The organism is Agrobacterium sp. rho-13.3, assembly GCF_033957765.2.
In the GTDB taxonomy this organism is placed as follows: domain Bacteria; phylum Pseudomonadota; class Alphaproteobacteria; order Rhizobiales; family Rhizobiaceae; genus Agrobacterium.
In genome coordinates, this window is the sequence record NZ_CP192774.1 from 2610555 (window position 1) to 2622799 (window position 12245).

The 12245-nt window shown below is 56.6% G+C and carries 9 protein-coding genes; 4 read left to right on the forward strand and 5 right to left on the reverse strand.

The annotated features are described in order from the left end of the window. Positions 1-93: 93 nt before the first annotated feature. A complete protein-coding gene (locus tag RMR16_RS12740; protein WP_320201135.1) occupies positions 94-831 on the reverse strand; it encodes a helix-turn-helix transcriptional regulator in 738 nt (245 codons plus the stop codon). A 320-nt stretch (positions 832-1151) separates the two neighbouring features. Between RMR16_RS12740 and RMR16_RS12745 the strand changes: the two genes are divergently transcribed. Continuing rightward, positions 1152-2966, forward strand: coding sequence for a glucan ABC transporter ATP-binding protein/ permease (locus RMR16_RS12745; RefSeq protein WP_320201134.1), 1815 nt, complete (start codon positions 1152-1154; stop codon positions 2964-2966). A gap of 89 nt (positions 2967-3055) precedes the next feature. Here RMR16_RS12745 and RMR16_RS12750 read toward each other — a convergent pair whose 3' ends face one another. After that, positions 3056-3757, reverse strand: coding sequence for a DUF1013 domain-containing protein (locus RMR16_RS12750; RefSeq protein WP_320201133.1), 702 nt, complete (start codon positions 3755-3757; stop codon positions 3056-3058). A 234-nt stretch (positions 3758-3991) separates the two neighbouring features. Between RMR16_RS12750 and acs the strand changes: the two genes are divergently transcribed. Further along, positions 3992-5950 carry an acetate--CoA ligase gene (gene acs / locus RMR16_RS12755; protein WP_320201132.1) on the forward strand — a complete coding sequence of 653 codons (1959 nt, stop codon included), beginning with the start codon at positions 3992-3994 and terminating at the stop codon, positions 5948-5950. Between the two features lie 71 nt (positions 5951-6021). Here the strand turns inward: acs and RMR16_RS12760 are convergent, their stop codons facing one another. After that, positions 6022-7182: a fumarylacetoacetate hydrolase family protein gene (locus RMR16_RS12760; protein WP_320201131.1), complete on the reverse strand. Its 1161-nt coding sequence runs from the start codon at positions 7180-7182 to the stop codon at positions 6022-6024. Between the two features lie 99 nt (positions 7183-7281). Beyond that, positions 7282-8001: a FadR/GntR family transcriptional regulator gene (locus RMR16_RS12765; RefSeq protein WP_320201130.1), complete on the reverse strand. Its 720-nt coding sequence runs from the start codon at positions 7999-8001 to the stop codon at positions 7282-7284. 419 nt (positions 8002-8420) lie between these two features. Between RMR16_RS12765 and RMR16_RS12770 the strand changes: the two genes are divergently transcribed. Together RMR16_RS12770 and RMR16_RS12775 are read left to right on the forward strand one after the other, a co-directional pair. Continuing rightward, positions 8421-9854, forward strand: coding sequence for an aldehyde dehydrogenase family protein (locus RMR16_RS12770; RefSeq protein WP_320201129.1), 1434 nt, complete (start codon positions 8421-8423; stop codon positions 9852-9854). Positions 9855-9969: 115 nt separating this feature from the next. Next, positions 9970-10944, forward strand: coding sequence for a threonine ammonia-lyase (locus tag RMR16_RS12775; RefSeq protein WP_320201128.1), 975 nt, complete (start codon positions 9970-9972; stop codon positions 10942-10944). Between the two features lie 103 nt (positions 10945-11047). Here the strand turns inward: RMR16_RS12775 and RMR16_RS12780 are convergent, their stop codons facing one another. Then, complete coding sequence (locus RMR16_RS12780) at positions 11048-12148, reverse strand: NAD(P)/FAD-dependent oxidoreductase (RefSeq protein WP_320201127.1); 1101 nt, start codon at positions 12146-12148, stop codon at positions 11048-11050. Positions 12149-12245: the final 97 nt, after the last annotated feature.

The window sequence follows — 12245 nt, forward strand, 5'->3', positions numbered from 1 at the left end:
CCTATATGCTGCACCGCGAAATTAATCAGTAATTGCGACAGTTGGAAAGGGCGTTTTTGACGATCCCCGTACGGAAGACGAAACGACAGGGTCTCAGGCGATAATCCCGTGACGAAGTGCAAGCGCCACAACATGCTGACGGTTTCTGGCATCAAACTTGCGTTGTATGCCGTTGATGTACCAGTCGACCGTATGACTGGAAATTTCCAGGCTCTTGCCGATTTCCGGCGATGTCTTGCCCTGAGCCAGCAGCGTCAGCACATCTAGCTCGCGACGGGTGAGCTGTGTGGCCGACAGGTTCGGGAGCGACAAAAGCTCGCTCGCCTGACCCGCAAACTCCAGCAGGCGCCAGAAGACCGCGCGCATGGCAGACTCGACAATCAACAATTCCGAACTGGAAAACTGGCGACCATCGCCAAAAATGAACACACCCCCCAGCAACCCGCTGCGACCATGGATGGGAAACGCATAGCCATCATGAAGACCAAAGCGTGCGGCATCCTGAAACAACTTGGCGGCGCGCTTTCGTTGCGCTGCTTGGGGCAGAAGACCGATGACATCGCGGCATCGAAACGGTTGATGCAGCAGACCAAGCGTGCGCTTGACCGGATCGGCCCCACCATACTTCTTCGCGTGATAGACCTCTTTCCAACCCTCCGGCAAATATTCGGCGAGAATATTTCCTGTCAGTGTCAAATCTTCAGCGTCTCGGCGCGTCACGCGGTAAAAACCGAAGCCGAGATAACGCATCAACTCGTGAAACGCTGCCAGAAACTCGTCCTCGGTGTTCTGCTCACCGCACAGGGTCAAAAACTGCAAAACATTGTGCATTGATGCGAACATCCAGAAAAAAGTGAGGGAACATCGACGTTTTTTTGAAGGAAACATCCTTCCCGACACTTCATGTTACTCGGATCGCTCGCCAAAATGAACTTGTACCTCATAAAGTTATAAATGATTAAAACCGCGCCACGAAATCTAGCAGTTTTGCATATGGACCAATTCACAATCGCGCGATTCGATTTATTTTCGTCGGATCGGGCTCCAGACCTCTCCGTTAAGCGCACATTCATGTAGAAAAAGCGATAAAACAACGACTTGCATTGCTTATATCGCCATGGCGAATAAATGCGGGGATATCCGCGTCTGGAATGACGCTGCTGGACGGACATGAAGACGGGATTTGGGAATTGACACTGTTTCAGGTTTATACTCGCGCCCTGCGCTACCTCGCCAACAACAAGTGGCGCGTGGCCATCGTCGTTTTGGCAAACGTCATTCTGGCCGCAATCACCATTGCCGAGCCTATCCTTTTCGGCCGCATCATCGATGCCATCTCGTCTGGATCGGATGCCACGAACATCCTCATTCTCTGGGCGGCATTCGGCGTATTCAACACGATTGCCTATGTGGCCGTGGCGCGTGAGGCGGATCGCCTTGCCCACGGACGCCGAGCATCGTTGCTGACCGAAGCCTTTGGCCGCATCATTTCCATGCCGTTGTCCTGGCACCATCAGCGCGGCACATCCAACGCATTGCATACGCTTTTGCGCGCCAGCGAAACGCTGTTCGGCCTGTGGCTTGAATTCATGCGCACGCATCTGGCGACATTCGTGGCGATTTTGCTGCTCATTCCAACCGCAATTGCCATGGACCTGCGCCTCAGCCTGGTGCTGCTGGCCCTTGGTACGGTCTACTGGTTCATCGGCAAATGGGTGATGAACCGCACCAAGGAAGGTCAGGCTTCCGTTGAAGAGCATTACCATTCGGTGTTTGCGCATGTCAGCGATTCGATCAGCAACGTTTCGGTCCTGCACAGCTACAACCGCATCGAAGCGGAAACCAAAGCGCTGAAATCCTTCACCGAACGCCTGCTCAGCGCGCAGTACCCGGTTCTGGACTGGTGGGCATTTGCCAGCGCCTTGAACCGCACAGCCTCGACACTGTCCATGATGATTATCCTCATCATCGGTACAATTCTCGTCAAAAACGGCCAGTTGCGCGTCGGTGAAGTCATCGCCTTCATCGGCTTTGCGAACCTTTTGATCGGTCGTCTTGACCAGGTGCGGGCTTTCGCCACCCAGATATTCGAAGCACGGTCCAAGCTGGTGGACTTCTTCACGCTGGAAGATTCCGTGCAGGAACGCGAAGAGCCGACCACCGCCATTGAACTTGGCCATGTTTCCGGCAAGGTGGAATTCCGCAACGTGAATTTTGGCTTTGCCAACACCAAGCAGGGCGTTCACGACGTCTCCTTCACCGCAAATGCTGGCGAAACAATCGCAATCGTCGGCCCGACAGGTGCAGGCAAGACAACGCTCATCAATCTGTTGCAGCGTGTGTATGACCCCAATGGCGGCCAAATTCTGGTGGATGGCACCGATATTTCCACCGTCACACGTCAGTCGCTGCGCCACTCCATTGCCACTGTCTTTCAGGATGCCGGCCTTCTCAACCGCTCGATCCGCGACAACATCCGCCTTGGCCGTGAAAGTGCGACCGATGACGAAGTGGCTCAGGCTGCTGCTGCCGCTGCTGCAACGGACTTTATCGACAGCCGGATGACCGGCTACATGACGCAGGTGGGTGAACGTGGCAACCGTCTGTCCGGTGGTGAACGCCAGCGTATCGCCATTGCCCGTGCCGTGCTGAAAAACGCGCCGATCCTCGTTCTGGATGAGGCCACCAGCGCGCTGGACGTGGAAACCGAAGCCCGCGTGAAGGACGCTGTCGATGCCCTGCGCAAAGACAGAACGACCTTCATCATCGCCCACAGACTGTCGACCGTCCGCGACGCCGATCTGGTGCTGTTCATGGACAATGGCCGGATCGTTGAAAAGGGCACGTTCGATGAACTCAGCCTGCGCGGCGGTCGCTTCTCCTCGCTGTTGAGAGCCAGCGGCCTGCTGAACGACGATGAGAAATCCGGTGCGCCGGTGCTGTCCCTGCCTGCACGAAGCGCTTGATCCTTCGGGTAGTCAGCTTTTAAGCCACCTCAACAAAAAGCCCCGGTCGATGCCGGGGCTTTTTTATATTTGTGTTGAAAGCAGAAGACTCAGAAGTTGTCGTCTTCGTCTTCGTCCTTGCGGGTAGACTTGAGCGCGCTGAGCTTGGCGAAAACGGCGTTGGCGTCGATTTCTTTTTCTTCTTCAGGCTCGTATTTGTAAGCCAGGCTTTCGGTGACGGCTGCTGGCTGCAATGTTGCGCCCAGCTCTTCGGCTGTTGGCAACGGGCGGCCGCGCGACGCGCGTTCGACTTCAAGGTCCAGATCGATCTGGCTGCAAAGACCGAGCGTCACCGGATCCATCGGCGCCAGATTGGCGGAGTTCCAGTGACTGCGGTTGCGAATCTGCTCGATGGTGGATTTGGTCGTGCCGACGAGGCGCGAAATCTGCGCATCCTTCAGTTCGGCGTGATTGCGCACCAGCCACAAAATAGCGTTCGGGCGATCCTGACGCTTGGACACCGGCGTATAACGCGGTCCACGACGCTTGGATTCAGGCACGCGAACCTTCGGCTCGGAAAGCTTGATCTTGTGATTCGGGTTGGCTTCTGCGCGTGAGATTTCATCGCGGGAGAGCTGTCCGGTCGAAATGGGGTCAAGCCCCTTGATGCCTTGCGAAGCTTCGCCATCGGCGATTGCTTTGACTTCAAGCGGATGCAGCCTGCAGAACGTGGCGATCTGTTCGAAAGACAACGCGGTGTTATCCACGAGCCAGACGGCCGTCGCTTTCGGCATGAGCAATGTTTGAGCCATAGATACAGTCCTTCTGTCCGTCCGCTCCGGTGGCGCGGGCCGTGGGTGATAAACCACTGATTTCCGGGATATGAAGCGCTCTATAACTGGATTGCTTCAGAATTGCAATTCTTTGCAATAGAAATGACCTTTGTCTAATTGCCGGATGTCACTGAACTGGTATGAATCTGGCACATAACTGGAGCAAAGGAGTCTCCGGTCGCGACAAGCAAGCATTGGTCTGAGGAGGAATTTATGTCTGCCAAAATCTATCCGGTTCTAAAGTCCGCGAAAACGCGCACGCTGATCGACAATGACCGTTACCTGAAATGGTATCAGGAAAGCGTGGAAGACCCGGAGAAGTTCTGGGACAAGCATGGCAAGCGCATCGACTGGTTCAAGCCTTACACCAAGGTCAAGAACACATCCTTCCGGGGCAAGGTGCCGATCAAGTGGTTTGAGGACGGCCTGACCAATGTGTCCTACAACTGTATCGACCGCCATCTGAAAACCCACGGTGAAAAAACCGCGATCATCTGGGAAGGCGACAATCCCTATATCGACAAAAAAATTACCTATAATCAGCTGTATGATTCGGTCTGCCGCCTCGCCAATGTGCTGAAAAAGCATGGCGTCAAGAAAGGCGACCGCGTCACCATCTATATGCCGATGATACCGGAAGCGACCTATGCGATGCTGGCCTGCGCCCGTATCGGCGCGATCCACTCGGTCGTCTTCGGCGGCTTTTCACCCGAGGCGCTGGGCGGCCGTATCGTCGATTGCAAGTCCACTTTCGTCATCACCTGCGATGAGGGCGTGCGCGGCGGAAAACCCATTCCGCTCAAGGAAAACACCGATAAGGCGATCGACATCGCCGCGCGCCAGCATGTCATCGTCAACAAGGTGCTGGTCGTGCGCCGCACCGGCGGCAAGACGGGCTGGGCACCGGGCCGCGACCTCTGGTATCATCAGGAAGTTGCCACAGTGAAACCGCACTGCGAACCGGTCAAGATGAAGGCGGAAGACCCGCTGTTCATTCTTTACACCTCCGGCTCCACCGGCAAACCAAAGGGCGTGCTGCACACCACCGGCGGCTATCTCGTCTATGCCTCGATGACGCATGAATATGTGTTCGACTACAAGGACGGCGATATTTACTGGTGCACCGCCGATGTCGGCTGGGTCACGGGCCATTCCTACATCGTCTACGGGCCGCTCGCGAATGGTGCGACGACGCTGATGTTCGAAGGCGTGCCGAATTTCCCGGATCAGGGACGGTTCTGGGAAGTCATCGACAAACATCAGGTCAATATTTTCTACACCGCACCGACCGCGCTGCGCTCGCTGATGGGCGCTGGTGATGACTTCGTCAAACGCTCCTCACGCTCCAGCCTGCGCCTGCTCGGCACGGTGGGCGAACCGATCAACCCGGAAGCCTGGGAATGGTATTACCACGTGGTCGGTGAGGACAAGAGCCCGATCGTCGACACCTGGTGGCAGACGGAAACCGGCGGCATTCTCATCACGCCATTGCCCGGCGCAACCGACCTCAAACCCGGTTCGGCCACCCGCCCCTTCTTCGGCGTTCAGCCACAACTGGTCGATGCCGAAGGCAATGTGCTGGAAGGTGCAGCCGACGGCAATCTCTGCATCGTCGATAGCTGGCCGGGCCAATCCCGCACGGTTTATGGCGATCACCAGCGCTTCATCGAAACCTATTTCTCCACCTATAAGGGGAAATATTTCACCGGCGATGGCTGCCGCCGCGATGAGGACGGGTATTACTGGATCACCGGGCGCGTGGATGACGTTCTGAACGTCTCCGGCCACCGGCTTGGAACCGCGGAAGTGGAATCGGCGCTCGTTTCCCATCATCTGGTGTCGGAGGCCGCTGTCGTCGGTTATCCGCATCACATCAAGGGTCAGGGCATCTACTGTTATGTGACCCTGATGGCGGGACAGGTGGGCGACGATGCGCTGCGCGCCGAACTCGTCAAACACGTTCGCAACGAAATCGGCCCTGTGGCAACACCGGATAAAATCCAGTTCTCCCCTGGCCTGCCCAAAACCCGCTCCGGCAAAATCATGCGCCGCATTCTGCGCAAGATCGCCGAAGATGATTTCGGATCATTGGGAGATACGTCTACGCTTGCCGACCCGGCTGTCGTGGATGATTTGATTCAGAACAGGCAGAATAAGGCCGTTGCTGCGTAGGGCTGCTCAATCCCCACCAAACCCAAATTCGTCATCCTCGGGCTTGTCCCGAGGATGACGGAGAGTAAAAGTCAAAGCAAACCGCGCTTCGCCAGATTGCGCATCAGAGCCACTGTGCCAAACGTCCACTCCGGGCACTCAGTCGTACTGGCAACCCAGTTGACCAGCTTGCCGAGCTTTGGTGACGAGATTTCCACGCGGTCGCCTTTGGCATGGGTGAAGCCGAGACCGGGGCCGTGGCGGTCTTTTACCGGCGCAAACATCGTGCCGAGGAAAAATACCGCTCCATCTGGATATTGATGATCGCGGTTGAGGAGTTGTGACACGAGATTTTCCGGCGTGCGGCTGATGGCTTCCATGGCGCTAACACCCGTCATGGTGAAGCCATCCTTGCCTTCGACCGCCAATGAAATCCTGGCCTTTTCCACATCGTCCAGCGAGAAATTCGCATCGAACAGGCGAATGAACGGACCGATGGAGCAGGATGCATTGTTGTCCTTCGCCTTGCTGAGCAGCAGGGCAGAACGGCCTTCGAAATCGCGCAGGTTCACGTCATTGCCAAGAGCAGCGCCAAGAATGCGGCCATTGGAGGCAACAGCAAGCACGATTTCCGGCTCGGGATTGTTCCACTGCGATTTCGGATGAACGCCGATCAGTGCACCGCAACCGACAGACGACATAGGCTGCGCCTTCGAAAAGATTTCCGCATCCGGGCCGATACCGACTTCCAGATATTGCGACCAGACGCCCAATTCCTGAAGCAGCTTTTTAACCTCGGCGGCTTTTTCCGACCCGGCTTCCAAGCCTTTCAGATTATCGCCCAGAACCGGCGCCAGTTTGACACGGATTTCCTGCGCACGCAGCGGATCGCCCTTGGCTTGCTCTTCGATGACCCGTTCCAGCATACTATCAGCAAAGGTTACGCCAGCGGCTTTCACGGCCTGAAGATCGTTCGGTGCCAGAAGCTCACCGGCAGAGCCATCCAGAAACGCCTCAAGCGTGCCAAGGGCTGGAAATTCCAGCACCGACCCAAGCAAAGCAACCAGGTCCGGTTTTTCCAGAAGCTCTGACATCGTGGGCGCGACCTTCGAAAGATCGTAAAGCACACCATCCTTGAACAGCACCGGGCACGGCCCGCCCTCCGATTTCGACCACACACGACCAATCAGAAGCGCATCCTGATAATCCTCCGGCAAAATCCCGTTCGCATCGACAATCCCTGCACCAGCCACACTCTTCCTCCCAATTTGTAGACCAATCATGCCACCCTATCCAATTGTCCGGATGTCTGACAACCAGAATAATTTGATATCAAAAACAGGCGTAGAATGTCAGCCGAATGTCTCAAGCTCGAGGTTGACGCGCCGTGCCGCACCCAACAGGTGGACGCGCATGGCATCGCGGGCGGCAATGGCATCGGACGCCGCAATCGCATCGTAAATGGCAACATGCTCGTCAATGGTGGCGTTGAGAATATCGCCGAAGACCGCACGCGCAAATGCAGTGTTGATCGCCGAGGTTACCCGCTCGGAAATAAACCCGATAAACATCACGAAATATCCGTTTTTCGTCGCCTCGGCGATGGTTCGGTGAAAATCAAGATCCGCAGCGACGCCGTCTTTTCGCCAGTCTGGCGAGATGCGCATGGCATCCAGCGCCACTTTCAGTGTTTTCAACTCAGCCGGTGTGCGGTGCATCGCCGCCAGCCCCGCCGCTTCGATTTCCAACGGAATACGCAACTGAAACAGGTCACGAAAATTTTCGAAATCATCCAGCTTGGAACGCTCGATGCGAATCGATGAACGCTGGCGCGGATCTGTGACAAAAGCGCCGACCCCTTGGCGCGTTTCCACGAAACCCTCGTTGCGCAACTGCGCAATCGCTTCGCGCACGACCGAGCGGCTGACACCGAATGTCTTGGAAAGAATGAGTTCCGTGGGCAGCCTGTCACCCGGAGACATTTTTGCGTCATTGATCTCGCGCGCGATTTCAGCGGCGATCCTGCCCGGCAGGTTATCATTGCGGCGGATATGGTTGAATTCCAGCGTCATTGGCTATTCTCGCATTAAACGGAAATGGTCCGCGTTGCCACTTCCTGTCTCTGTTTCTAGCTCGTTTTTCGCGCCATCATAAGGCAACCGTCATTCATCAGAAGACTATACCGAATCCGATTTCCGCACCAAACCTCTTTCTAAGACAATATTAATATGCACATTGAGCGCCCATCGGCAGGATTGCCGAAATGGGACGTGATATCCGCTCAATCTGGCAGCGGTAAAACGCACAGGGAATTATTTGCAGATCTTGTCGTATGGTGACTTTCGCCAAGAGATAATATGACATAAGGTCGCCGCCGGCTTCGCCGCATCATTTTCCTGGTGCGGCGTCATAAATCAATGACCGAAAGGTCTTTCATAAAGGCGGGGTGGCGCATGGAAGCGGCCGCTTCAGCATGAAAGGGAGCATTTTCATGACTATCCATCAGAACCTTATTGGCGGCGAGTGGATCGGAGCCGACACTTCGAAAAACATCAATCCGTCCGACACCAATGAAGTCGTTGGTCTTTACGCACAGGCAAGCGCAGAAGACGCCAAACAGGCGATTGCTGCTGCCAAGGCGGCGTTTCCGGCATGGTCGCGCTCCGGCATTCTGGAACGTCACGCGATCCTGAAAAAGACGGCCGACGAAATTCTCGCCCGCAAGGAAGAGCTGGGCGCGCTTCTGGCCCGGGAAGAAGGCAAGGTTCTGGCCGAAGGCATCGGCGAAACCATTCGTGCCGCACAGATTTTCGATTTCTTTGCCGGTGAAGCGCTGCGCCTTGCAGGCGAAGTCATTCCTTCGGCCCGCCCCAACATCGGCGTTGAAGTCACCCGCGAACCGCTCGGCGTTATCGGCATCATCACGCCGTGGAACTTCCCGATTGCCATTCCGGCCTGGAAGATCGCGCCGGCACTTTGCTACGGCAACACCATCGTCTTCAAACCTGCCGATCTGGTGCCGGGCTGCGCATGGGCGATCGTTGACATTCTGCACCGCGCCGGTCTGCCAAAGGGCGTTCTCAACCTCGTCATGGGCCGTGGCTCCGTCGTCGGTCAGGCCATGCTCGACAGCAAGGATCTGGCTGGCATCACGTTTACCGGTTCGACAGGCACAGGTCAGCGCGTTGCCGCGTCCTCGCTGCCATTCAACCGCAAATTCCAGCTGGAAATGGGCGGCAAGAACCCCTTCGTCGTTCTGGACGATGCCGACCTTGGCGTGGCCGTTGAAGCAGCCGCCAACTCCGGCTTTTATTCCACCGGACAGCGCTGCACGGCCTCGTCGCGCCTCATCGTCACCGAAGGCATCCATGATAAATTCGTGGCAGCCCTTACCGAGCGCCTGTCGAAGATCAATGTCGGCAACGCGCTGGACAAGGACACCCATGTCGGCCCGGTTGTGGATGAAAAGCAGCTGAAGCAGGACACCGATTACATCGAGATCGGCAAAAACGAAGGTGCAAAGCTTGCGTTCGGCGGCGAAGTCGTCAAGCGCGACACCCCCGGCTTCTTCCTCCAGCCAGCGCTGTTTACCGAAGCGACCAACGACATGCGGATTTCGCAGGAGGAAATCTTCGGACCTGTCGTTGCCGTCATTCGCGTCAAGAATTACGACGAAGCGCTGGCGGCTGCCAACGACACGCCATTCGGCCTGTCTTCGGGCATCGCCACCACCAGCCTCAAGCACGCAACGCACTTCAAGCGCAATGCAGAAGCGGGCATGGTGATGGTCAACCTGCCAACCGCAGGTGTGGATTTCCACGTTCCGTTCGGTGGTCGCAAGGCGTCGTCCTTCGGCCCACGCGAACAGGGCAAATATGCGGCCGAGTTCTTCACCACGGTCAAGACGGCCTATACGCTGGCGTAAAGCGCCTGTCCCAAACCATAATCCCCGGCTTCGTCCGGGGATTTTTTTTGACCCTTTTACAGTGGCAATTTCTGCTTATGGTGGGTGCTGAAACACATCACGACACGGGGACAGCATGACAGATATTTCGATGATCGAAGCAGCGCGCCAGCGCATTGGCTCACAGGCAATTCGCACGCCTTTGCTCTCATCACATTTTCTGGACGAGATCGCAGGGCGAAAGATTTTCGTGAAGGCGGAATGCCTGCAACGCACCGGTTCGTTCAAGTTTCGCGGCGGCTGGTCGGCGGTTTCAGGACTTGCACCGGATGTGCGCCAACGTGGCGTCATCGCCTTTTCGTCCGGCAATCACGCGCAGGGCGTGGCGCTTGCCGCCAAGCTGCACGGCGTGCCTTCTGTCATCATCATGCCGCATGATGCACCAAAAATTAAAATCGAAAATACCAAGGCCTATGGCGCAGAGGTCGTGCTGTTCGATCGCGCCAAAGAGGACCGTGACGCCATCGGCGCGAAACTCTCGCAAGAGCGCGGGCTGACGCTGATCAAGCCGTTCGACGAGCCTCTGGTGATTGCCGGACAGGGCACCGTGGGTCTGGAAATTGCCGAGCAGGGAAAAGAACTGGGCATCGAAAAAGCCGAAGTTCTCGTTCCTTGTGGCGGGGGCGGACTGACGTCAGGCATTGCGTTGGCGCTGGACGCCAAAGCCCCGACCTACAAGGTGAGAACCTGCGAGCCGGAAAAATTCGATGACGTCGCCCGCTCGTTGGCTTCAGGCAAAATCGAGCGCAACGATGCTTTGGCAGGCTCCATCTGCGATGCGATTATCACGCCCCAGCCCGGCAACATCACCTTCCCGCTGATGCTGAACCTGTGCGGCAAAGGCATTGCGGTGACGGAAGACGAAGCTTTGAGGGCGATGGTGCTGGCATTTCTGCGATTGAAGATCGTGGTTGAACCGGGCGGTGCGGTTGCGCTGGCCGCAGCCCTGTTTCATGGCGATGAGCTGGAAGCAGACACACTCATCGTCGTGGCATCCGGTGGCAATGTCGATCCTGATGTCATGGCATCGGCACTGGTGCGTTTCGCCTGATGAAAGCATTTCCAGCAAAAGTGCGAAGCGGTTTTGCGTCTGGATAATGCGTTAGAACAAATGGATAGAACGTTTTCGCGTTTCGGAGAAAGGCGGAAATACTCTAGACGAGATGGCGAGACACCTCCGGGGCAATTGCCAAGGATGCCGTCAGCCCCGGACTTTCGATGCCGAACAGATTGACGAGGCCGTCAACCCCATGTGTTTGCGGCCCGTCGATACGGAAATCCATCGCCGGATCATCCGGTCCTGAAATTTTGGGCCGAATGCCGGAATAGGCAGGCGCCAGCGCGTGATCAGGGAGGGAGGGCCAATAACGCCGAATGGCATCATTGAAGCCCGCTGACCGGCGTGGATCGACGGCATAGTCGATGGCATCGACCCATTCCACGTCCGGCCCGAACCGCGCATTGCCGCCAAGGTCCAGTGTCAAATGAACGCCAAGACCATGATTATGGGGTGCCGGATAGATCAGCCGTGAAAACGGTGATTTTCCCGACAGTGAGAAATAGGAACCCTTGGCAAAGCGGGCGACAGGCACATGGTCGGCTGAAAGGCCGTCGATCTTTCCCGCAACATCTGGCGCATAGAGACCCGCCGCATTGACCAGTGACCGGCAGGTCAATTGCATCGGCTCGGCACCTCCAACGAAAACCTGGAAGCCACCATCGCAGATTTCCGCCCTTAGAAACGGCGCATGATAGGCGATCACCGCACCAGCCTCTTCCGCATCGCCCAGAAGCGCCAGCATATAGGCGTGGCTGTCGATGATGCCGGTGGAGGGGGAAAACAGAGCCGCTTTGCAGGAAAGCGCAGGCTCCATCGCCTTTGCCTCGGCTGCATCGATCAGCACAAGATCATCGCAACCGTTTTCGACGCCACGTCGCTTCAGGTCTTCCAGAAGGTTGATGTCATCGACATCCGTGGCAACGATCAGCTTGCCGCAACGTCGATGACCCACACCATGGCTTTCGCAGAATTTGTAAAGCTTGTGCCGGCCTTCGACGCACAACCGCGCTTTCAGACTGCCCTTCGGATAATAGAGACCGGCGTGAATGACCTCGCTGTTGCGAGACGAGGTTTCGGTGCCGAACTCACCCGCTTTTTCCAGCAGGATGACGGACCGACCCCGCATCGCGAGGTCGCGCGCGACAGAAAGGCCCACGACCCCTGCCCCGATGATGATGACATCGATATCCGCCAATCTCTTCGCCGTTAACTTTTGTGTTGAACCGGAAATGGTCGTTGCGCGTTGATAATGACAAATCGGGTAGATCGATGCGCGCTGGGAGGCAAGTGAC